The organism is Saccharopolyspora terrae (genome assembly GCF_004348435.1).
GTDB classification, from domain to species: Bacteria; Actinomycetota; Actinomycetes; order Mycobacteriales; family Pseudonocardiaceae; genus Saccharopolyspora; species Saccharopolyspora endophytica.
In genome coordinates, this window is the sequence record NZ_SMKS01000012.1 from 21,954 (window position 1) to 44,029 (window position 22,076).

General features: G+C 72.0%; 17 protein-coding genes. 3 read left to right on the forward strand and 14 right to left on the reverse strand.

The window, feature by feature from the left end; genetic code table 11:
* The first annotated feature begins 91 nt into the window (after positions 1-91).
* Positions 92-955 (forward strand): SGNH/GDSL hydrolase family protein, encoded by an 864-nt coding sequence (locus E1181_RS10150; protein ID WP_235876662.1) that lies wholly within the window; start codon positions 92-94, stop codon positions 953-955.
* On the opposite strand, the gene E1181_RS10155 is transcribed toward E1181_RS10150, so the two are convergent.
* From E1181_RS10155 to E1181_RS10180, 6 genes are all read right to left on the reverse strand, one after another.
* Complete coding sequence (locus E1181_RS10155; RefSeq protein WP_165944582.1) at positions 921-3,551, reverse strand: family 78 glycoside hydrolase catalytic domain; 2,631 nt, start codon at positions 3,549-3,551, stop codon at positions 921-923. The two genes, E1181_RS10150 and E1181_RS10155, sit on opposite strands and share 35 nt — an antisense overlap.
* Before the next feature lie 20 nt (positions 3,552-3,571).
* Positions 3,572-4,816, reverse strand: a complete 1,245-nt coding sequence (locus E1181_RS10160) for an MFS transporter (RefSeq protein WP_132673735.1) — start codon at positions 4,814-4,816, stop codon at positions 3,572-3,574.
* 396 nt (positions 4,817-5,212) lie between these two features.
* Positions 5,213-6,730, reverse strand: a complete 1,518-nt coding sequence (locus E1181_RS10165) for an acyl-CoA synthetase (protein WP_132673736.1) — start codon at positions 6,728-6,730, stop codon at positions 5,213-5,215.
* Between the two features lie 135 nt (positions 6,731-6,865).
* Entirely contained in the window at positions 6,866-9,283 is a 2,418-nt protein-coding gene (hrpB, locus tag E1181_RS10170; RefSeq protein ID WP_207922096.1) for an ATP-dependent helicase HrpB, read from the reverse strand.
* Positions 9,284-9,296: 13 nt separating this feature from the next.
* A complete protein-coding gene (locus tag E1181_RS10175; protein ID WP_132673738.1) occupies positions 9,297-10,916 on the reverse strand; it encodes an amidohydrolase in 1,620 nt (539 codons plus the stop codon).
* Positions 10,917-11,140: 224 nt separating this feature from the next.
* Positions 11,141-11,692: an FxsA family protein gene (locus tag E1181_RS10180; RefSeq protein WP_132673739.1), complete on the reverse strand. Its 552-nt coding sequence runs from the start codon at positions 11,690-11,692 to the stop codon at positions 11,141-11,143.
* A gap of 300 nt (positions 11,693-11,992) precedes the next feature.
* Here E1181_RS10180 and E1181_RS10185 point away from each other — a divergent pair, with 300 nt between their 5' ends.
* Positions 11,993-13,063 carry a GDSL-type esterase/lipase family protein gene (locus tag E1181_RS10185; RefSeq protein ID WP_132673740.1) on the forward strand — a complete coding sequence of 357 codons (1,071 nt, stop codon included), beginning with the start codon at positions 11,993-11,995 and terminating at the stop codon, positions 13,061-13,063.
* A gap of 4 nt (positions 13,064-13,067) precedes the next feature.
* Here the strand turns inward: E1181_RS10185 and E1181_RS10190 are convergent, their stop codons facing one another.
* The 8 genes from E1181_RS10190 to E1181_RS10225 all read right to left on the reverse strand — a co-directional run bounded on the left by E1181_RS10190 (position 13,068) and on the right by E1181_RS10225 (position 20,314).
* Complete coding sequence (locus E1181_RS10190) at positions 13,068-13,538, reverse strand: Lrp/AsnC family transcriptional regulator (protein ID WP_235876663.1); 471 nt, start codon at positions 13,536-13,538, stop codon at positions 13,068-13,070.
* Entirely contained in the window at positions 13,535-14,668 is a 1,134-nt protein-coding gene (locus E1181_RS10195) for a M24 family metallopeptidase (RefSeq protein WP_132673741.1), read from the reverse strand. Before E1181_RS10195 ends, E1181_RS10190 begins: the two co-directional genes overlap by 4 nt.
* Before the next feature lie 105 nt (positions 14,669-14,773).
* Positions 14,774-16,312, reverse strand: coding sequence for a glycoside hydrolase family 32 protein (locus E1181_RS10200; protein ID WP_132673742.1), 1,539 nt, complete (start codon positions 16,310-16,312; stop codon positions 14,774-14,776).
* 58 nt (positions 16,313-16,370) lie between these two features.
* The gene (locus E1181_RS10205) at positions 16,371-16,646 is read right to left on the reverse strand and encodes an HPr family phosphocarrier protein (RefSeq protein ID WP_132673743.1); all 276 of its coding nucleotides are present in this window, start codon (positions 16,644-16,646) and stop codon (positions 16,371-16,373) included.
* A gap of 47 nt (positions 16,647-16,693) precedes the next feature.
* Positions 16,694-18,166, reverse strand: a complete 1,473-nt coding sequence (locus E1181_RS10210) for a PTS fructose transporter subunit IIC (protein WP_132673744.1) — start codon at positions 18,164-18,166, stop codon at positions 16,694-16,696.
* Positions 18,163-18,615, reverse strand: a complete 453-nt coding sequence (locus E1181_RS10215) for a PTS sugar transporter subunit IIA (protein WP_132673745.1) — start codon at positions 18,613-18,615, stop codon at positions 18,163-18,165. Before E1181_RS10215 ends, E1181_RS10210 begins: the two co-directional genes overlap by 4 nt.
* Positions 18,612-19,556: a 1-phosphofructokinase gene (gene pfkB / locus E1181_RS10220; protein WP_132673746.1), complete on the reverse strand. Its 945-nt coding sequence runs from the start codon at positions 19,554-19,556 to the stop codon at positions 18,612-18,614. The genes E1181_RS10215 and pfkB overlap by 4 nt, the downstream gene beginning before the upstream one ends.
* Positions 19,553-20,314 carry a DeoR/GlpR family DNA-binding transcription regulator gene (locus E1181_RS10225; RefSeq protein WP_132673747.1) on the reverse strand — a complete coding sequence of 254 codons (762 nt, stop codon included), beginning with the start codon at positions 20,312-20,314 and terminating at the stop codon, positions 19,553-19,555. Before E1181_RS10225 ends, pfkB begins: the two co-directional genes overlap by 4 nt.
* Positions 20,315-20,425: 111 nt before the next feature.
* On the opposite strand from E1181_RS10225, the gene E1181_RS10230 reads away from it, so the two are divergent.
* Positions 20,426-22,060 carry a phosphoenolpyruvate--protein phosphotransferase gene (locus E1181_RS10230; protein WP_132673748.1) on the forward strand — a complete coding sequence of 545 codons (1,635 nt, stop codon included), beginning with the start codon at positions 20,426-20,428 and terminating at the stop codon, positions 22,058-22,060.
* Positions 22,061-22,076: the final 16 nt, after the last annotated feature.

The following is a 22,076-nucleotide window of genomic DNA, read 5'->3' on the forward strand; positions in this document are numbered from 1 at the left end:
CGGATCGCACCACCGGAGTTTTCGCCGAAGGGTCGTTCCGGCTTCACCCTCGCCTTACCCCGCGAGGAACCGCCGGGCTCACGATGATCAGGTGCACAACGCGATGACCACCGGGCTCCCCGGCTCGCGACGAGTACGCAGCCTCGCGGTCCTCGGCGACTCCGTCGCCGCTGGCATGGGCGACCCGGTTCCGGGCGGCCGGTGGCGGGGCTTCGCACCGCTGCTCGCCGACGCGGTCGAGGCCGCCCGCTTCACCAACCTGGCCACCAGCGGTGCCCGCGTCGCCGAGGTTTGGCACACGCAGCTGCCCGACGCGCTGCGCGTGGAACCGGACGCGGCGATCGTGATGATCGGCATGAACGACACGATGCGCTCGGACTTCAACGCCGAGCTGCTGTGGCAGCAGCTCAACCACGTGATGTGCTCGCTGGTCGCGGCGGGCGCGGCGGTGGTGACGATCCGGTACCACGATCACGCCAGGGTGTTCCGGCTGCCGGGGCCGCTGCGGCGGTTGCTGAACCGGCGCATCGACGCCCTCAACCGCATCCTCACCTCGGTCGCCGAGGCCCACGGCGCGGCGATCGTGGACCTGGACCGGCTGCCCGGCGCCTACCACCCCGCCGCGTGGAGCGTGGACCGGCTGCACCCCTCCGAGCTGGGGCACCGGATGCTGGCGGCGGCCTTCGCGACGGGCCTGGCCGAGCAGGGCGTGCCCGTGCCCTCGGAGGTGTCGCTGACCTGCTCGGGCGGTGTGCCGGTGACGCGCCTGGACCACATCCGGTGGCTGCTGATCAAGGGGGTGCCGTGGGTGGCCAGCAGGACCCGCGACCTGACGCGGTACTCCCTGGCCTCGCTGCTGCGGGCGATCTTCCGCAGGTCCCCGCGCACCGACGTCGCGGTGCCCGCCCACATCTGCCCGCCTAGCGACCCGCCCCGGGCGTGGCCGGCCGGTTGAGCCCGTGACGCCCGGCCGGCAACCGGGCCGGCGGCTGCCCGGGCAGCCGCAGCGTGGCGACGCTGCCCTCGGGGACCTCCACCTCGAACTCCCAGTTGTCCTCACGCCGCCGCCAGGACACCCCGGCGTGCCCGTGCGGGGTGACGTGCCGGACGTCGGCCCAGGTGACGCGGTCGTCCTGCACGGGGGCGATGTCGAAGGTCCGCCAGCCGGGGCTGGTGGAGCGCAACCCGCCGACGCGCTGCTGGATCCACGCCGAGGCCGCGCCGAGGAAGTAGTGGTTGTGCGAACGAGCGGTGTCGTCCCACGCCTCCATCAGGGTTTCCATCCCCAGCCGGTGCCAGATCCCCCAGCCAGGCCGGTCGGGCCGGGTCGCCACGGTCACCGCGAGGTCGGCGCGACCGACGTCGGCGAGCACCCCGAGGAGGTGCTTGGCGGCCACGGCCCCGCAGTCGAGGTGCCCGTGGGTGCGCTCCTCGATGTCGTCGACCAGACCGGCGCCCACAGCTCCGGCGACGTAGCCCGGAACGGCGCCGAAGGCGAGCGGCAGCACGTTCATCGACTGCCGGAACCCGGCCTCGGGTGAGCGGTAGGTCCCGCTGAGCTCGTCGAAGAACTTCGCGTGGTAGGCGGCGGCGATGCTGCGCGCGGCGTCGCGGTAGCGCTCGGCCTCACCGTCCAGGCCCAGCGCGTGGCAGATCTCGGCGGTGCGAGTGGTGACGCGGTGGAGCATCATCGTCGCCGTCGGCTCGGGTCCCTCGGGCGCGTGCCAGTGCCCGGGTGAGAGCCAGTCGCCCCAGCTGTCACCGCGCCACAGCCCGCCTTCGGCGAGCTCCAGCAGCCGGTCGGCGTAGGCGCGGATCGGATCGCCGTAGCGCTGGAGCAGGGCCAGGTCCCCGTGCTCCCAGTAGAGGTTCCACGGGATGAGCACCATCGAGGCGCTCCACGCCGGATCGGGTTCGCGCCCCCACCCCGGGGTGGGCACGATCATCGGCACCATCCCCGCCTCGTCGCGCGCGTCGACGTGGTCGTCGAGCCACTTGACCAGTGAATCCCGCAGGTCGAAGTGGTGCAGCACGGCTTCGGTGCCCAGGTGGGCGTCGGCGGTCCAGCCGTTCTTCTCGTACACCGGGGTGTCGGTGGGCACCCCGTGCAGGTTGTTCAGGAACGTGCGCGCGGTGGCCGCGTCGATCCAGCTCAGCGTCTCGTCCTCGCAGACGAAGGACCCGGTTCGCTCGACGGTGGTGGCCAGCCGCACCGCCCGCACCTCGCTGACCGAGGCGTCGCCGCGGACCTGCACGCTCAGGTAGCGGAACCCCTTGTAGCTGAACTGCGGTTCCCAGGTCACCGGCCCCGACCCGAGCACGTACCGGTCCACCTGGGCCTCACCCGCGGCCAGGACGTTGTCGCAGCGCACCGAACCGTCCTCGGCCGCCTGCTCGGCGTAGCGCACGACGACCTCCGCACCCGGCTCACCGCTGATCTCGCAGCGCACGCGTCCGGTGAGGATCGTGCCGAAGTCGTGGACGGTGGTGTCGCCGACGGTCGTTTCCCGTTGCGAGCTGCGGATTTCGGTGCGGCGGACGGGTGGTGCGGTGGCCGCGCGCAGCCGCCCGCCGGGTGGCGGTACGACGATCGCCCGCTCCCAGCGCATCTCGGTGGTCGCGTCGACCGTCTCACCCGTGTAGAGCAGGTCTTCGGTGGTCGGCCCCGCCGCCACCTCCCAGTCCGGGCCCGAGGAGATCACGTGGACGGCCCCCGCGGAATCGAGGTGTTCCAGCTGCGCGAGCAGCACGGGTTCCCGGTGCCACGGAGCCAGGTTCCAGCCCCAGGTGTTGGCCCCCCGAGCCGCGTAGAAGCCGCGGCCGAGCTCGGCGGTGATCGTGTTCCGACCGGGCACCAGCAGGGACGTGACGTCGTAGGTGCGGTGCAGGACGGTGCGATCGTAGGCGGTCTGGGCGGGTTCGAGGACGTCCTCGGTCACCGCGCCGCCGTTGATCCGGAACACGCCGTAGCCCAGACCCACCGCCGTCAGCCGTGCGTCGCGCGCGTCGTCGGGAACGTCGAAGACCGCGCGGAACACCGGGTTCGGGGCGGGAACCGTCTCCACACCGATCGCGCGGGTCCCGGGTTCGGGGACTCCGTCGCGCAGCGCGACCCCCTGGACCGGCAGCGGCGACACGCCGTCGTCCACGAACGCCGGCGCGGGCGCGGTGCGCGTCCGCCAGCCGACCCGCCCGGCCTCCAGGCTCAGCGTGACCTGGTAGTCCCCCGGTGCGGCGGGCTCGGCGAGTTCGAGGTGGTGCGCGAAGCGGTCCCAGCGGAACCCGCCCACCTCGATCACCGCGCTCGCCAGGACCTCGCCGCTGGAGTCGCGCAGCTCCCACCGGCCGCGCGGTTCGCCGTCGCAGACCAGGTCCGCGCAGACCGCGGTGAAGCTCCCCGGCGTGGTGAAGGTCTGCCCCAGCCACTCCCCCGGCCCGATCCAGGCGATCGCGTCGGAGTCGATCGAACGCCGGATGCGGTGGGCCGGGTCGGTCCACCTGCCGATCCAGGACGCGGAGCGGCTGGTTCCGTCAGGGGTGTGCGGTTCCACGAGTTCCTCTCCACGAGTGTTCAGCGTCCGGCGGCCGCGAGCTGGCGCGCACCCGGAAGCCGGGGTATCCAGAGCAGGCCGATGGCACCGGCGAAGGCCGCCAGGAGTGCGAGACCGGTGAAGGTCAACGCGGGGCTGGCCGACGCCAGCGCCGGTGTGCCGAAGCCGACCAGCGAAGCCGCGACGCGGCCGAAGGCGATGGTGGACCCTTGCGCCGTTCCGCGCAGCAGGGTCGGGAACAGCTCCTGCGACCACACCTTGTAGAGGGTCTCCCCCGCGAAGGAGCTGCCCAGCCCGGACAGCAGAAGCGTTGCCAGCAGCGAGAACTCGTTGAACCCGGCCACCAGCGGGAAGATCCAGGCGAGCACGATGATCGCCGAACCTGCGGCGAACATGTGCGGACGCGCGGCGGTGTCGACGAAGCGCATGAACACGAACCCGGCGGCCAGCCCGACGCCGAGGCCGATCGTGCTCACCAGCGAGTACGTCGCCACGTCCCCGCCGCCGACGTTGACGTAGAGGAACGAGCCGAACTGGCCCATCGTGTTCGCCCCGACGTTCCACATCGCGTAGTACAGGCCGGTGGCCAGCAGTCCCATGAGCAGCGGTGGCCGCACCAGCTGCGCGAGGTCGCGGAACCGCACCGCTTCACCGACCTCGACCGCTCGCCGCGCGGCCTGCCACTCGGCCGATTCGCGCATCGTCAACCGCAGCCCCAGCACGATGAGCGCGACCACGACGAGGTAGCCGAACAGCACCCGCCCTCCCGTGGCGCCGAGGCCGGAGAGCGCGGCGCTGAGCAGCATGGTCACCGCGATGCCGATGTTCCACAGCACCGAGGAGAACACGACCAGGGTGGCCTTCTTCCCCTCCGGCGCCTGCTCGTTGATCATCGCCAGCGACACCGGGAGGTCGGCTCCGATCGCCAGTCCGATGACCACGGCGCCGATGATCAGCGGTGTCGGTCCGCCCGCCACGGCGAACAGCGCGGCACCGACCGCGTAGACCACCATCGACCAGGTGAACACCCGGCGACGGCCGAAGCGGTCCCCCAGCCGTCCGCCGAACAGCGCTCCGACCGCGAACGCCATGGTCTGCAGGCCCAGGACCAGTCCGATCTGCCCGTCCGACAGGCCCATGTCCTCGGCGTAGAGCGTGCCGACGACGATCCCGGCGGTCACCAGGGCGCTGGAGTCGAGGAACGAGGCCATTCCGGCGAGGAGCGCGGTGCGCCAGGGACGTGCCGGTGTCGGGGCGCTGTCCATCGAACCTCCGTGGTCGATGTACCGACGGCCTGCCGCAGCGCGCGGATCGCTGAGCCGGTCCTTCGAATCTCATGCTAACGATCTACGGCCCGCTCCGGTTCGGAATATCGGGTGACTGTCCACGTCTGGCGAACCGGACCCGAAACACCCTGGCGACCTGTGGATTCGTCCATCGTGGTCACTCAATGGTGCTGTCTATCAAGCGGTTTCGCGGAGTGACGATCGAACTCACCTGATCGTGCGTCGATTTTCGGTCGCATTGTCGTTCGACCGCACGGCACAATGGGTACACCAGTTCGAAGCGAACCTGTTCCTTGATAACTCCACAGTGGGAAACCAACGCCCGGACCGCTCCGGGGACGAGCGACGACGACCGTCACCGCTCATCGCACCCGTTCACGCACCACGAGAGGAACGCAGCCGTGTTTTCTGCACCTTCCCGGAACCCGTCTTCGGCAATCCGTCCACGACGCGAAGTTCCCGCGGGATCTTGTACTTCGCCAGACGCGAGGTCAAGAACTCCCGCAGTTCGTCCAACGTCAGACCACCACCCGACTCGCACACCACGTACGCGCACCCGACCTCTCCCCACGTGGGGTCGGGGACTCCGATCACCGCCACCTCGATCACCGAAGGATGGGCGAAGATCGCGTTCTCCACCTCGGCGGGATACACGTTCTCGCCACCGGAGATGAACATGTCCTTGACCCTGTCCACGACGTAGAGGTGACCCTCTTCGTCCAGCTTCGCCACGTCCCCGGAGCGGAACCACCCGTCATCGGTGCGCGATGCCGCGGTGGCCTCGGGCTTGCGCCAGTAACCCGGGCTCACGTTGGGTCCCTTGATCAGCACCTCGCCCGGCTCACCGGGCTCCGCGTCACAGCCGTCGTCGCGCACCACGCGGACGCTGGTGAACATGGTCGGCACGCCCGCCGATCCGACCTTCCGCGTGCTCTCGCTCGCCTCCAGGAAGGTTGCGCCCGGCGCTGTTTCGGTCATCCCGTAGCCCTGGCAGAACACCAGTCCGCGCTCCTGGAAGGTGCGGATGAGCGTGTCCGGCACCGCTGCACCACCGGTCATCACCGTCCGCACCGACGACAGGTCCGCCTCCGCCCACCGGGGAGAGGCGGCCATTCCGGCGAACATGGTGGTCACGCCGAACAGCAGCGTGATCCCCCTCCGCTCGATCAGGTCGAAGGCCCGGTCCACGTCCCAGCTCGGCGTGATCACCGCGCACCCGCCCTTGAGCAGCGTCGGCAGCAGGCACTGGTCCAGCGCGGCCACGTGGAACAGCGGAGCGCTGACCAGGGTTCGCTCCTCGCTGGTGATGTCCACGCACACCAGCAGGTTGTAGGCGTTCCACACCAGGTTGGCGTGGCTGAGCATGGCGCCCTTGGGGTGCCCGGTGGTGCCGGAGGTGTAGAGGATCAGCGCGATCTCCTCGCCGCTGACCGGCACGTCCGCAGGAGCGGTGTCGCCCTCGTTCAGCCACGTCTCGTAATCGAGCTCCCCGCGTTCGGGACCCTCCAGCGCGACGACCACGCCAGGCGGATCGGCGATCGAGCGCACGACCTCGCGCGATCCGGGGCCGTAGACCAGCACCTCGGCTCCGGAATCGTCGAGCATGTAGGCGATCTCGGGTGGCGCCAGCCGGAAGTTCAGGGGCACGAAGATCGCGCCGAGCTGGTGGGTGGCGAACATCGTCTCGACGAACGAGGGGTGGTTGGTGCCGAGGTGGGCGACCCGGCTCCCGGCACGCACACCGGCAGCGCGCAACCGGTCCGCCAACCGCGCGACCCGGTCCGCCAGCTCCGCGTAGGTCAGGGAACGCTCGCCGAACACCACGGCGGTGCGGCCCGGTGTCATCAGGGCGCGACGGGTGATCCAGCTGCCGATGCCTTCGTGCTCGCTCACGTCGTCCCCTCCGCAGCGGTTCCGGGCCTCGGCCCGGGCGTCACCCGGGAAGAACGGCCTGGCGGAGCAAACATAGGTCGGCGTTCGAGCCCGGTCAAAGCACGGTTTTCGCCCCTCGGAAGCTCCGGGACGAGCTCATCGGCGGCGGTTCGTGCCGCGAGTCGGTGTCGCGTCGGTGGGGTCTTCGGGCCACGGGTGCTTCGGGTAGCGGCCGCGAAGCTCGGCCCGGACCTGCGGATAACCGTTCTGCCAGAACGATTCGAGGTCGCCGGTGACCGCGGCCGGGCGCCCCGCGGGCGACAGCAGGTGCAGCACCACCGGAACCGCGCCGTCGGCGATGCGCGGCGCCTGCCGCCAGCCGAAGACCTCCTGCAGCTTGACGGGCAGGGCGGGCTGTTCGGCGCTGTAGTCGACCCGGATGTGCGATCCGGTGGGCACTTCGATGCGGTCAGGAGCCAGCTGGTCCAAGCGGCCGGCCTGCGACCACGGGATCAGCCGCCGCAGCGCCTCCGCAGCGGACAGCCGCAGGTCCGCTCGTCGGCGAGCCTGGGACAGCTCCGGCTCCAGCCACTGCTCGGCTACGGCGAGCAGGGACTCGTCGTCGGTGGCCGGCCAGGGCTCGCCGAGAGCCCCGTGCAGGAATGCCAGGCGCTGCCGCAACCGGTGGGCGTCGTCGCTCCAGCGGAGGAGTCCGAGGGATTCCGCCCGCAGCCCGTCGAGCAGCGCCTCGCGGACGCGCGCCGGATCGGGGTCGCGCAGCGGCCGGGTGGCCAACGCGATCGCGCCGAGCCGGTCCACGCGAACCGCGCGCACGTCCCCGTCCGCCCAGGCGATCTCGTCATCGCTGCTGAGCAGTGCCGGTGCGGCGCGGCGGGCGAGTTCCTCGTCCACGCTCGCAGCGAGCCGGATGACTCCGGCGGAACGCCCGGGTGAGCGCTCGGCGACGGCCACCGCGAGCCATTCCGAACCGCGCAGCCCGGAGCCCGCCGGAAGCTCGACGGCCGTGCCCGAGGCCATCAGGTAGGTGGCCGAGTCCTCACCACGACGCCTCGCCAGCCGCTCCGGCTGGGCCAGCGCCACCACCAGCGCCTCGTCCCCGCCGCGACGCGGTGTACCGGGCACCTGGGACGCGAGCCTGCGGGCCTCCTCGCGCCACCGCTTCGCGCCGGGCCCATCGCCGCGCAACTTCGACAGCGCGCTGGCCACGTCGGTCTCGCCGGTCAGGCCGTCGTTGTCGAGCAGCGCGACGACCTCGGCCGCGAGTTCGCCGCCCGCGCTGTCGGCACCGTCGAGCAGAGCTCGGGCGAGCCGCGGGTGCAGGCCGAACCCGGCCATCCTCCAGCCCCGTTCGGTGACGGCTCCGGCCTCGTCGAGCGCCCCGAGCCCCCGCAGCACCTCACGACCGGCGGCCAGAGCCCCACTCGGGGGCGTGTCCCACCACGACAGCGCCGAGCCGTCGGGAGTGCCCCAGCAGGCCAGTTCCAGCGCGAGTCGGGTGAGCTCGGCGGTGCGGATCTCCGGTTCGGGGTAGGCGGGAAGCGTCGAGTGCTCGTGCTCAGGCCAGCAGCGGTACACCAGACCGGGGCCCTGCCTGCCGGCCCGACCGGCGCGCTGCTCGGCGACGGCGGCGGACACGCGCACCGTCGCCAGGCCGGACAAGCCGCGCCGGGTGTCCATCCGGGAGACCCGGGCGAGCCCGGAATCGACCACGGCGCGCACCCCCGGCACGGTCAGGCTGGATTCGGCCACCGCGGTGGCCAGCACGACTCGTCGCCGACTGCCCTGCCGCAGCGCGCTGTCCTGCTGGGCGTGCGCCAACCGGCCGTGCAGCGGCAGCACGTCCACATCGGACAGATCGGCGAGTTGCCCGGCTACGCGGCGGATCTCCCCGGCGCCCGGCAGGAAGACCAGCACGTCACCGTCCTGTTCGGACAGAGCCGCGCGGGTCGCGCGGGACGCCACCGACTCGGTCCGCTCACCGCGCCGCGGGGCCAGGTGCGTCACCTCGACCGGGTGCGTGCGGGCGTGCGCGTGCAGCACGGGTGCACCGTCGAGCAGATCGGCCACGCGTTCGGCGGCCACGGTCGCCGAGGTGGCCAGCACCTTCAGATCCGGGCGCAGCCCCTCACGGGCGTCCAGCAGCAGCGCGAGCAGCAGATCGGCGTCCAGGTGGCGTTCGTGGCACTCGTCGAGCACGACCACGTCCACCCCGGACAGCTCCGGGTCGGCCTGCAGGCGACGCACCAGCAGGCCCGAGGTCACCACCTCGACGACCGTGTCCTTGCCGCGCCGCCTGTCGCCGCGCACCGAGTAGCCGACCCGCCGACCGACCTGCTCGCCCAGCAGTTCGGCCATCCTCCCGGCCGCGGCTCGAGTGGCGAGCCTGCGCGGTTCGGCGACGACGACCCGCAGCCCGGCCTCGGCCAGCGCCAACGGCACGAGCGTGGTCTTGCCGGTTCCTGGCGGTGCGACGAGAACGGCGGTGCCGTGCTCGGTCAGCGCGGAGGTGACCTCACCCAGGACCGGGCGGACGGGGAGATCGGGGAACTCCATCAACGCCCCGGACTCAGACGAGTTCGTCGTCTTCGGGGTTGTGCTTGAAGATCGTCTTGCCGCGCAGGACCGTGCGCAGGCAGCGCGGCATCGGCGCCTGCGGCGAGAGGTCCGGCAGCGGCGGGACACCGGAGCGCGGATCGGTCGACCAGCGCTGGACGCGCGAATCGGTCCCGGCCACCACGAGCTCACCGGCGTCCCACACCGCGTAGGTGGCGGGCGCACCGGGCACCAGCGTGCCGGTCACGCCGTCGTCGACACCGGCGGCTCGCCAGCCGCCCCGGGTGTGCGCGGTGAACGCGGCGCGCGGCGAGATGCCGAAACCGTCGGTGCGGTGGTTGACCGCGGCCTGCACCGAACGCCACGGGTCCACCGGGGTCACCGGTGCGTCCGAGCCCAGCGCCAGCAGCACGCCGTTGGCGGCCAGCTGGGAGAACGGGTTCAGCTGGGTGCCCCGGGGAAGCCCGAGCCGGCGGGCGTACATGTCGCCGGTGCCGCCCCAGGAGGCGTCGAAACCGGGCTGCACCGACGCGACCACGCCGAAGGAACCGAGCTCGGCGGCCTGGCCCTCGTCGATCATCTCCAGGTGCTCCAGCCGGTGCCGCATGCTCGCCAGCGCTGGCACGCCGACGATCTCGGCGGCCTTGCGGAACCCGGCGCAGACCTCGGCGACCCCGGCGTCACCGATGACGTGGAACCCGGCCTGCAGGCCGGCCCGCGTGCAGGTCACCAGGTGCTCGGCGACCGCATCGGCGTCGAGGTAGAGAACACCGGCGGTGCTCGGATCGTCGGTGTAGGCCTCGCGCAGCGCGGCGGTGCGAGACCCGACCGCGCCGTCGACAAACAGGTCGCCGGCCAAACCCCGGGCACCGAGGTCTCGGGCGCGTTCGACGGCGCCGAGCTCGCCCCAGTACCCGACGACCTCCGGCACACCGCCCTGCTCGGACAGCGCCAGCAGTTCGACCAGATCGTCCGCCCCGGAGATGTCCGGGCCGGCGCATTCGTGGACGCAGGCCACGCCTCGGGCGGCGGCCTGCTGCAGGAAGGCCAGCTGCGCTTCCTTGCGCTGCCCCGAACCGAGCGCGTCGCGGGCGGCGCGTCGCACGTGGTGGTGGGCGACGCGGGTCAGCGGGCCTTCGTCGCTCCACCCCTCGGCGCTGCGCGCCAGCGGTGCCAGGTTGACCAGCGCGTTGGACACCAAAGCGGAGTGCACGTCGATGCGCGAGAGGTAGACCGGGGCGCCACCGGAGGCGGTGTCGATCTCCTCGCGTGTCGGAGGCCGGCGCTCGGGCCACCAGGTCTCGTCCCACCCGTGACCCCACACCAGCGCGCCCGGGTATTCGGCCACGTGGTCGCGCAGCGCGTGCAGGAACTCGGTCAGCGAGGCGCACCCGGTCAGGTCCAAGCCGCGCAGCAGCAGTCCGGTGGAGGTGGCGTGCACGTGGGCGTCGACGAAGGCGGGCGCGACGAACGCGCCTTCGAGGTCGATGACCTCGGCATCGGGGTGCAGCGCACGGCCGACCTCGTCGGCGCCGAGCCACGAGATGACGCCATCGGTGACGGCCATCGCGGTGGCGGCGGCGTCGGCGGGCGAGTGGATTCGGCCGCCGAGCAACAACGTGGTCTCGGGCATGTCCTTCGTGCTTTCCGCGTTCCGGGGGCTCAACTGCGCAGTTCGCTCTCGTCCGGGCGGCTCAAAGGCGCCCGATCCCGTGATCGAACTCAGCCCCCGATCCGCCCCGGCAACGATCGTTCTGACGAGCTTACCCGCACTAAACACCCGGCCTTGAACCTGTCGCGCTTAGCGCGAACGCGAAGCTCAGGCTCACCGCAGCCGATCGGCGCGTTCACAGCGCGTCAGCGCTGCGGGGGCTCGTCGAGGCGTTCCGCGCGCACCGACTGCGGAGGAAGGATGATCGGCGTGCCCGCGGCGGACCCGGAGGACGCGGAACCGTCGTCCTCGTCGATGACCTCGCCGTCGATGAAGTCGCCCGGACGGCCACCGGAGCGGTTGAACCGCTGCTGGTGCAGCCACACCTGGTCCTGCATCTGCTTGGCCCGCTTCTCGGCCGCGCGCATCATGCGCTTGCGCACCACCGCCCTGGTCGGCGGCAGGAGCAGCAGGAGACCCGCGATGTCGCTGAGGAATCCGGGCAGCACGATCAGGATCCCCCCGGCGGCGATGAGCATGCCGTCGGAGATCTCGCGGTCGGCAGGCCTGCGCATCCGGGCCGCCTCGCGGACCTCGCCCAGGGTGCGACGCCCCTCCCGGCGCAGCAACCAGCTGCCCAGGACCGCGGCCAGCACCAGCAGGCCGATGGTGGGCAGCAGCCCGACCACCTGACCCAACGCGACCAGCACGGCGAGTTCGGCGACTCCGGCGACGAGGAGCAGCACGAGGATCGGCACCCAGGACCTCCATTGGTAAAGCCTTCTCCCCCGCCCAACGAACGGGAGGCTGAAAATTCTCCCATCCCGCATCGGAACATTTCGGGCGAACCTCAGATCCCGCCCGGCCGCTCCGGCGGCGACCGCCGCAACACCGTGTAATGGGCCACGGGCAGCGGCTCCGGTGGTTCGCGAACCCCGTCGCCGCCCCCGTCCGAAGGCCACCGCCGCGCGCACGGCGTGCAACACGAGCGTGGGAACCGGCGCTCAACACGGCGGTGCTGATCAGCCGTCGCCGACAACTTCGTAGACTGCCTGGTGATGCGGGCGCACAAGTCGAAATCGCTCATCCTCCTGCTCGCGGGCTGCCTGGTGGCACTCGTGGTGTTGATCAGCGATCAGTACCTCCCGGGTCTGCCGATGCAGCCCAAGCAGCTACCGGCCGCCGTGGTGACGGTCGGTGACTCAACGCTGTCCGGAGAGGGCGGCGGCAACTACGTCGCGGGCACCAACGGCGAGGGCGACAACTGGTGCCACCGCTCCACCGCCGCTCCGGTGAACCAGCTGCAGCTGCCACCGGACGTGACGCGGATCAACCTGGCCTGCTCGGGCGCCCGCACCGAGTCGCTGCGGGCGGAGCCGGAGTTCGTGGGCGTCGAGAAGTCGCAGTCGGCGCAGCTGGCGGAGTTGGCGCAGCGCTACCGCATCACCGACGTGGTGGTGCAGATCGGCGCGAACGACGATCCGGGCTTCTCCGAGGTCGTCAACCAGTGCGTGGAGGCGTGGGCGCGCCGCGCCCCTGAGGGTTGCTCGACCCGGCTGGACGACGGCCTGTGGGAGGAGCGCATCGACCGGATGCAGCCGAAGGCGCTGGCGGCGGTGCGCGACATCCGCGCGGCGATGGACAGCGCCGGCTACACGCCCAGCAGCTACCAGCTGATCATGCAGTCCTACGCCTCGCCGGTCGCACCGGAGGTGCGGCCGGAGCTGCAGGGCCTGTCGGGCTGCCCGTTCCAGCCCGCCGATCTCGCGTGGATCCGGGACTACGGTGTGCCGCAGCTCTCCGCAGGGCTCGCCGAGGTGGCTCGCGAGGCGGACGCCCGGTTCCTCGACCTCTCCCGCGCGGGCGCGGGCCACGAGGCGTGCACCGGTGACCCCAAGACCGCGAACGGCGAGTGGTTCACCCGGCTCACCGTCGACTGGGAGGCGCTGAAGGACGAGCAGCGCGCACCGCACGCGATGCAGGAGTCCTTCCACGCCAACGCGACCGGTCACGCCCAGCTGGCCCGCTGCCTCGGCCAGTTCATGGCCACCACCGAACCCGGCGCCGCCTGCCTGCCGGACGAACGCGGAAACCTCACCGCCGTCCCGCTGTCCGACGCCCACCGCTGACGGCTCAGATCGCGGGCGGCCGGTTCTCGAACGGGGTCGACAGCACGACCGTCGTGCGCGTGGAGACCTTGGCCGCTTCGCGGATCTGGCGCAGCAGCTCCTCCAGCCCCAGCGGCGAGGCCACCCGGACCTGGAGGATGTAGGACTCGTCGCCGGCGACCGAGTAGCAGGACTCGATCTCCGGCAGGTGCTGCAACCGCTGCGGGTAGTCGTCCGGCGCGGCCGGATCGATGGGCGTCAGCGAGATGAACGCGGTCAGCGGCAGACCGATCTGCTCACCGTCCACTTTGGCCGTGTAACCCTGCAGCGCCCCGCGCTGCTCCAAGCGCCGAACGCGCTGGTGCACGGCCGAGACGCTCAGCCCGACGCGTTCGGCCAGTTCGGTGAAGCTGCACCTGCCGTCGCGCGCGAGCTCTCGCAGAATCGCCCGGTCGGTGTTCTCCAGAGCGCCCGGGCCGGTTGTCCTCTCGCTCACGCCGGCAGCACCACCAGCTCGTGCGGCTGGTTGTTCACGCTCTCCGCACCGTCGTCGGTGACGATCACGATGTCCTCGATCCGCGCGCCCCAGTGGCCCTGCTGGTAGATGCCCGGTTCGACGCTGAAGGCCATTCCCGGTTCCAGGACCAGCTGGTTGCCGCCGACGATGTAGGGCTCCTCGTGCACGTCGAGACCGATGCCATGACCGGTGCGGTGCACGAAGTTCTCACCGAACCCGGCCGCAGCGATGGGCTCGCGGGCCGCGGCGTCGATGGACTCAGCGGTGACGCCGGGACGGACGGCTTCGACGGCGGCGCGCTGCGCGGCCTGCAGCACCGCGTAGGTCTCGCGCACGCCCGCCTGCGCCGGCTCGCCGATGGAGTAGGTGCGGGTGCAGTCGGAGTTGTAGCCGCTGGCGATCGGCCCGCCGATGTCGATGACGACCACGTCGCCGCGCTCGATGACCCGGTCCGACACCGAGTGGTGCGGGCTGGCGCCGTTGGCGGCGGAACCGACGATGATGAAGGCGGCCTCGGTGTGACCCTCGGCGAGGATGGCCTCGCCGATGTCGGCGCCGACCTCGGCTTCGGTTCGGCCGGGCTTGAGGAACTCGGCCATTCGCGCGTGCACGCGGTCGATCGCCGCGCCGGCGTCGCGCAGCGCCTGCAGTTCGGCGGCGTCCTTGCGCATCCGCAGCTCGCGCAGCACCGGGGAGGCCAGCACCTGCTCGGCGCCGGGCAGCTTGGCGCGCAGCGGAAGGGTGTGCAGCGCGGGCATCGCGTCGGCCAGCGCGACCCGCGAGGGCGTGCCCAGCAGGTCGGCCACCATGCCGTGCGAGTCCTGCCCGTCGACCCAGGTCACGACCTCGATGCCGAGGGCGTCCAGCGGGACGTCGGCGTATCCGGGCGCTTCGAGCTTGGGCACCACCAACGCGGGTGAGCCCTGGGCCGGCAGCACCAGGCAGGTCAGCCGCTCGTGCGACTCTCCCCCTGCGCCCAGCAGGTACTGCAGGTCGGATCCGGGCGTGATCAGCAGCGCGTCGAGGTCGGACGCTGCTGCGGTCTGCGCGGCACGGGTCAGGCGAGCCGCGAGCACGGCGGGATCCTGCTTCAGCGAGACAGTGGCCATGGTCCAAGCCTAATCCCGCAGCAAGACGACGCCGACCGCACGGTCCAGGCGTGCCGCGCCCGCGGGGAACCGCCGAGCCGTGCCCGGCGGTTCCCCCAGCGGCCGTCACGGGGCGAGATCGAAGACCTCCAGCTCGACGTGGGCTCCGGCGCCCTCGGCGAAGGCGGAGATCCGGTCGCTACCCGCGTCGGGGAACACGAGGTCGGTCAGCACCGCGCGACCGCCGTTGGCGAACACCTCGACGCAGCTGCGGTCGGCGATGACCCGCAGCTCGACGGCGTCACCGTCGACGGCCAGCGGTGTGCCGTGGCGGGCCGGGAAATCGGCGCTGACCTGCGCGGACCCGGAACCGGTCCGGTCGACGAAGAGTTCCCCGGCCGCGATGTCGTAGCCGACCCGGGTCCGCCCGCGGGGCCCGGCGAAGACGTCCAAGCCCACGGCAGAGGCCGCACCGAGCTGGAACCGGGCGACGACGTCGACCGCGCTCCCCCGGAACTCCGCGCCTCCGCTCTCGGTGAGCGGGCCGCTCCACGCCCGCGGGTTGGCGCGCGCGCCCGCGAGTTCCGCGACGGGCTGCTGCACGAGCATCACCACGCCGTCGGCACCGGTGGCGAGGCTCAGCTGGCGCGGCGTGCTCATCATCCCCCGCCACGGGTCGGTGGGGATCTTGTCGGCGTAGTTCCAGTTGCTGGTCCAGCCCAACCACAACCGGCGGCCGTCGGGCACGTCGGAGAACGACTGCGGGGCGTAGAAGTCCGCGCCCCGGTCGGCCCAGCGAACCTCCTCGGGCGAGCCGTCCGCGGTGAACCGGGTGCCGTCGAAATCGCCGGTGAAGTACTGGGTCGCCGATCCACCGGCGGGCCCGCCCGGGTTGATGCTGACGACGAGGACCCACCTGGTGCGGGCGGGATCGCCATCCACGGGCAGTTCGAACAGGTCGGGGCACTCCCACACACCGCCGTGCGAACCGTGATCGGTGCCGAACTCGCTGAGCAGCTCCCAGTCCCGGAGGTTCGCCGACCCGTGGATCTGGATGCGGTCGCCGGCGGCGACCAGCAGCACCCAGCGGCCGGTCCCTTCGTGCCAGAAGACCTTGGGATCGCGGAAGTCCGCGATGCCGGGGTTCGGGATCACCGGATTGTCAGCGTGCTTGGTCCAGGTGCGGCCGCGGTCGGTGCTGTAGGCGATGCTCTGCTGCTGGCTCTCGCCCGCGCTGGTGTAGATCGCCACCAGACCTGGCTGCCCGCCGAAGAAACCGCTGGTGTCGTGGTGGTCGACCACGGCGCTGCCGGAGAAGATCTGGCCGAGCTCATCGGGTTCGAGCGCGACGGGTAACTCCTCCCAGCGCACCAGGTCCGGGCTCACCGCGTGCGCCCAGGACATGTTGCCCCACTGGTCGCCGTGCGGGTTGTGCTGGCAGAACAGGTGGTACTCGCCCTCGAAGAACACCAGGCCGTTGGGGTCGTTGACCCAGTTGCGGGCCGGTGCGAAGCGCACCGCCGGGCGCCAGTGCGGAGTCTCCTCCGCGAAGGCCCGACCGGGCGTGGTCAGGCCTCCGAGCGCACCCAAGCCCAGCAGGGCTCCGGTACCGGCGAGGAATCGGCGACGTGGCAATGCGGTTCGGATGTGCTGGCGTGGCTGCACTGGTGCTCCTTTGCTCCAGTTTCCGTTGACCTTCGAAAGCCGTGGGCCGAGGGGCCGGTCAGGCCGGGGTCTTGTCCAGGTCCTGCTCCAGCAGGGCGGCGAGTTCGTCGAGCGAGGTCTGGTCGGCGCAGGTCAGCTCGACCTCTTCGCCGTGGTGCGCGCCGAGGCCCATCACGCCCAGGACGCTGGCGGCGTCAACGGGTTCACCGGCCACGCCGTCGACGACCTTCGCGATCCGCACGGATTCGGTCTGGGCGGCAGCGGCTTGGGCGAACAGGGCGGCGGGGCGGGCGTGCAGGCCGACGGAGGCGGCGATGCGGACGCGGCGTTGCATGCGGATTTCCTCTCGGAAGTGGGTGCGGTGAGGTGTTCTTCGCGGGTTCAGGCGGCGACTGCCGCTGCCTGCTCGGTGGTGGGCTCGGCGGCGGGTTCGCCGGACGGCCGGTCGATCTGCTTGGCCACCAGCACCGCGGCGGCGGAGACCACGACGCCGACCACGATGGCCGCGAGGTACAGCAGCGGGTTGCCCACCAGCGGCGTCACGAAGATGCCACCGTGCGGGGCGCGCAGCGTGGCACCGAAGCTCATCGACAGCGCACCAGTGGTGGCGGCGCCGATCAGGGTGGACGGGATGATCCGCAGCGGGTCCGCCGCGGCGAAGGGGATCGCGCCTTCGGTGATGAACGAGGCGCCGAGCAGCCACGCGGTGCGCCCGTTCGCCCGCTCCGCCGGGGTGAACAGGCTGCCGCGCACGGCCGAGGCCAGCGCGAGCGCCAGCGGCGGAACCATGCCGGCCGCCATCACCGCGGCCATGATCTCCAGCGACGTCGTGCCGCCGATGCTCAGACCGCCGACGGCGAAGGTGTAGGCGACCTTGTTGATGGGCCCGCCCATGTCGAAGGCGATCATCGCGCCAAGCAGCGCGCCCAGCAGCGCGGCGTTGGCCCCGGAGAGCCCGGTGAGCCAGCCGGTGAGCCCCGTCATGGCCAGCGCGATCGGCTTGCCGACGACCACGAACATCAGCGCGCCGACCACCAGCGTGCCCACCAGCGGCAGCACCACGACGGGCATGATCCCGGCGAGGCCGCGCGGGACCTTGATCGCCTTGAGCCCGGCGATCACGGCACCGGCGAGCAGTCCGGCGACCAGTCCGCCGAGGAATCCGGCACCGACGGTCACTGCGATCGCTCCGCCGACGAATCCGGGTGCGATGGCGGGCCGGTCGGCGATGGCGAAGGCGATGAACCCGGCCAGCACCGGAACCAGGAACTCGAAGGCCGCGGACCCGATCTGGTTGGCCAGCGCCGCCCAGGAGACCAGGCTGGTCGCGTCGAACTGCTCGGTGACCGGTGGCGCGTCGGTGATCTGGTACCCGCCGAGCGCGAAGCTCAGCGCGATCAGCAGACCGCCCGCGGCGACGAACGGGATCATGTAGCTGACGCCGGTCATCAACCACTGCCGCAACCGGCTGCCGAACCCGGCGCCCGCAGTGACCTTGCTGTCCAGCGCGGGTTCGGAGTCGGCCGGTCGTCCGGGCTCGGCGACCTGCCGTCGGGCGGCGTCCGCGGCTCGTTCCAGCAGCGCGGAGGCGTCGTTGATGGCCTGCTTGACGGGGACCTCGACGACGGGTTTGCCGGCGAAACGCTCCCGGTCGCGCACGCCGACGTCCACGGCGAAGATCACCGCGTCGGCGGCCTGGATGTCCTCTGCGGACAGCGGGGTCGACCCGGCAGAGCCCTGGGTCTCGACCTTCAGCTCGTCGCCCGCGTCCTTGGCGGCCTGCTCGAGCGCTTCGGCCGCCATGTAGGTGTGCGCGATCCCGGTCGGGCAGGCGGTGATGGCCACGTACTTCACGGCGAGACCTCCTCGCGGATGTAGGCGGCCAGCTCCGCCGGATCGGTGGCTTCGGTCAGCGTCTTCTTGAACTCCGCGCGCACCAGTCGCCGGGCGAGTGCGGCGAGCACGGTCATGTGCTCCTCGCCGCCTCCCTCCGGTGCGGCGATCAGGAAGATCAGCTTGGCGGGGCCGTCCTCGGCCCCGAAGTCGACGCCGGCGCTGCTGCGGCCGAAGGCCAGCGACGGCGTGGTCACCGCGGCCGAGCGGCAGTGCGGGATGCCGATGCCGCCTTCCAGCCCGGTGGGCATCTGCGCCTCGCGGGCGTCGATGTCGGCCAGGAAGGTGTCCAGGTCGGTGACCCGCCCGTCCTCGACCAGGCGCTGCGCCAGCTCGCGGACCACGGCTTTCCGGTCGGTGCCGGGCACTTCCAGCTCGACGAGGTTCTGGGTGATCAGTTCGGTAGTCATGCAGCCACTCCGCTGAGGCTCACTGTTGCGTCCACTGAGTCCACTCGCACCCGCTGCGGGTGGACGTCGTCCAGGCCGGGCATGCGGCTTCCCGCGAGCCCGACCGCGGCCGTGCCGTAGGCGACGGCGCTGCGCAGCGCCGTGGCCCCGGATGCGCTCGCGCGCAGGAAACCGGCGAGCATCGCGTCTCCGGCTCCGACGGTGCTGCGCACCTCGGCGGCCTCGCTCGTCGCGTGCCAAGCACCGGTTCCGCTCACCAGCACCGCGCCGAGCCCGCCGAGGCTGACCAGCACGGTGCCCACCCCACCGGCCCGCAACCGGTGGGCGACGTCGAGCACGTCCCCGAGGTCGCGCAGCGGGTCGCCCGCCAGTTCGGCGAGTTCGGCGAGGTTGGGTTTGATCAGGTCGGGTGCCGCCCGGCAGGCCAGTTCCAGGGGGAGCCCGGAGGCGTCCACCGCGACCCGGGTGCCCGCGGCCCGGGCCGATCCGACGATGCGGGCGTGCAGGTCCTGCGGGCATCCGTCGGGCAGGCTGCCGCAGGTCACCAACCACTCGGCCCGCCCGGCGAGCTCGATCACCGAGTTCTCCAGCGCCGCCACCTCGGACTCGCTGAGCCGCGGGCCGGGCTCGTTGAACTTGCTGGTGGTCCCGTCGGCTTCCACGACCGCGATGTTGCTGCGGGTGGGTGCGTGCACCGGGACCTCGACCACCGGGACCGCTTCGGGCGCGAGGAGTTCGGCGAGCCGAGCCCCTTCGGCACCACCGGAGGGCAGCACCGCCAGGGTGGGCACTCCTGCCGCGGCCAGCGCGCGGGCGACGTTCACGCCCTTGCCGCCGGGGTCGAGGCGCACCTGCTTGGCGCGGTGCACGGCGCCGGGCGTGACCTGATCGACCTGAACGGTGCGGTCGAGGCTGGGGTTGGGGGTCACGGTCACGATCACGCCAGCACCACCTCCGCCTCGGTGGCCTCGAGCTCATCAACGGCGGCGGCGTCCAGCCCGTCGTCGGTGATGATCAGGTCGATCTCGGAGAGCTCGGCGAAGCGGCTGAACTGGTCGTCGCCGTACTTGCTGTGGTCGGCCAGCAGCACCCGCTTGCGGCTCGCGGCCACCATCGCCGACTTCACCGCCGACTCGGCGGGGTCCGGCGTGGTGCAGCCCCGCGCCGCGGAGAAGCCGTTGGTGCCGAAGAAACCGACGTCCACGGTCAGCAGCCGCAGCACGTCCAGGGCCCAGGATTCGACGGTGGCCAGGGTCGTGCCGCGCACCCGTCCACCGAGCAGGTGCACGTTGAAGCCGTTCCTGGTGGCCAGCTGGTTCGCCGCGGGCAGCGAGTTGGTGACCACGGTCAGCTCGCGGTCGGCGGGCAGCAGCCCGGCGAGCCTGGCGGTGGTGGTTCCGCCGTCGAGCAGCACGGTTCCGCGTGCGGGCACCTGATCCAGGGCCGCCTTGGCGATGCGCTCCTTCTTCTCGGCGTTGGTCTGGTCCCGCAGCGAGACCTCGGGTTCGAAGTCGAGCCGGTCGATGGCGATGGCTCCGCCGTAGACGCGTCGCAGCAGTCCTTGCCGTTCCAGAGCGGCGAGGTCGCGGCGGATCGTTTCGGGTGCCACCTCGAACTCGGCCGCTGCGGCGGTGACGTCGATGCGTCCGTCGCGCCGTGCCCGCTGCGCCAGCATCTGCTGGCGCTCCGCCCCGTACATGCCCGTTGTCCTCCGGTTGTTGTTTGGTGTTGCCTGATTGTGCCTCTTGTTGTCATATTGTCAAGGCTTCGAGAACACGAGGAAAAACCTCGGCACGGTAGGGAGTGGTGCATGTCCACGCTGCGGGGAGTCGGCGTCAGCCCGGGCAGAGCGGCCGGCCCGGTCTTGTTGGTTCATGACCGGTTGCCCGAGCCCGATCGCGGGCCCGAACCCGCCGACCCGACGGCCGAGGCCGCGCGGATCCGTCCAGCCGCGCAGGCGGTCGCCCGGCGTCTGCAGAAGCGGGCGGCGGCCACCGACGGCGAAGCCCGGTCCGTCCTGGAGGTGACGGCCGCGATGGCCACCGACCCAGGTCTGCTCTCGGCCGCCGAGCAGGCGGTCACCGGTCGGCGGCTGCCCGCCCCGCGCGCGGTCTTCGAGGCCTCCGAGCAGTTCTCGGACGCGCTGGCGGCGGCGGGCGGCTACCTGGCCGAACGCGTCCGCGACGTCCAGGACGTGCGGGACCGGATCGTCGCCGAGCTGTCCGGGACCGCCGCGCCAGGTGTGCCCGAGCCCGCCGCACCGAGCGTGCTGATCTCGCGGGACCTGGCCCCGGCCGACACCGCCGATCTCGATCCCTCGATGGTCTTGGCCCTGGTGACCGAGGAGGGCGGCCCGACCAGCCACACCGCGATCCTGGCCAGGGCGCTGGGAATCCCGGCCGTGGTCGCCGCCCGCGGTGCGCTGGCGTCGGGCGCCGCCGGTGCGCGCGTGGACGGCGCGGCGGGCACGGTCGAGCTCGTCACCGAGCCCGTCACCGCCGAAGCGGCCACCCGATCCGAAACCCGGTGGCGCGGAACGGGAAAGACGGCCGACGGCCATCCGGTGAAGCTGCTGGCCAACGTCGGTTCCCCCGCCGACGCCATTAATGCGATCGATGCGGGCGCGGAGGGCTCGGGGCTGTTCCGCACGGAGTTCTGCTTCCTGGACGCCACCAGCGAACCGTCCCCGGACGCCCAACGCGAGTCCTACGCGGACGTTCTTCGCCCGTTCGCAGGAAAGCCCGTCGTGGTGCGCACTCTCGACGCGGGAGCGGACAAACCGCTGCCGTTCCTCGACATCGCCGCCGAACCCAATCCCGCGCTGGGCGTGCGGGGGCTCCGCGTCGCCTTCGACCGCCCGGGCGTGCTGGACCGGCAGCTCGCCGCGATCGTCGCCGCCACCGAGGACACCGGTGCCGAGGTGTCGGTGATGGCGCCCATGGTGGCGACCCCGGCCGAGGCGGCGTGGTTCGCCGAGCGCGCCCGTGCCGCCGGGGTCGGTCGCGTCGGCGTCATGGTGGAAACCCCGGCCGCCGCGCTGTGCGCCGAGGAGCTGCTGGCCGAAGTGGACTTCGCCAGCATCGGCACCAACGATCTGGCCCAGTACACCTGCGCCGCGGACCGCATGACCGGCGCGCTTGCCGCCCTCAACGACCCGTGGCAGCCCGCGCTGCTCCGGCTGATCGCCCTGCTGGGCGGCGCGTCCGCGTCGCAGGGCAAACCGGTGGGCGTGTGCGGCGAGGCGGCTGCCGACCCGCTGCTGGCGGGTGTCCTGGTCGGCCTGGGTGTCAGCAGCCTGTCGATGACCTCGGCGGCCCTGCCCGCGGTGGGCGACGAGCTGGCCCGGCGTTCCCTGTCGGAGTGGCGCGCGGTCGCCGAGCGCGCGGTGTCCGCGACCGACCGCGTCGAAGCGCGCGAACGAACCCGGGCCGCCCTGGACCGCTGAGCGGATCGGCAGGTCG

Bases quoted from the DNA above. Each gene is read 5' to 3' on its own strand.
- E1181_RS10185 (WP_132673740.1), top strand. From the start codon at position 11,993: ATGCGGGCGCACAAGTCGAAATCGCTCATCCTCCTGCTCGCGGGCTGC.
- E1181_RS10175 (WP_132673738.1), bottom strand. From the start codon at position 10,916: ATGCCCGAGACCACGTTGTTGCTCGGCGGCCGAATCCACTCGCCCGCC.
- E1181_RS10160 (WP_132673735.1), bottom strand. From the start codon at position 4,816: ATGGACAGCGCCCCGACACCGGCACGTCCCTGGCGCACCGCGCTCCTC.
- E1181_RS10205 (WP_132673743.1), bottom strand. From the start codon at position 16,646: ATGCAACGCCGCGTCCGCATCGCCGCCTCCGTCGGCCTGCACGCCCGC.
- E1181_RS10215 (WP_132673745.1), bottom strand. From the start codon at position 18,615: ATGACTACCGAACTGATCACCCAGAACCTCGTCGAGCTGGAAGTGCCC.
- hrpB (WP_207922096.1), bottom strand. From the start codon at position 9,283: ATGGAGTTCCCCGATCTCCCCGTCCGCCCGGTCCTGGGTGAGGTCACC.
- E1181_RS10230 (WP_132673748.1), top strand. From the start codon at position 20,426: ATGTCCACGCTGCGGGGAGTCGGCGTCAGCCCGGGCAGAGCGGCCGGC.
- E1181_RS10225 (WP_132673747.1), bottom strand. From the start codon at position 20,314: ATGTACGGGGCGGAGCGCCAGCAGATGCTGGCGCAGCGGGCACGGCGC.
- E1181_RS10195 (WP_132673741.1), bottom strand. From the start codon at position 14,668: ATGGCCACTGTCTCGCTGAAGCAGGATCCCGCCGTGCTCGCGGCTCGC.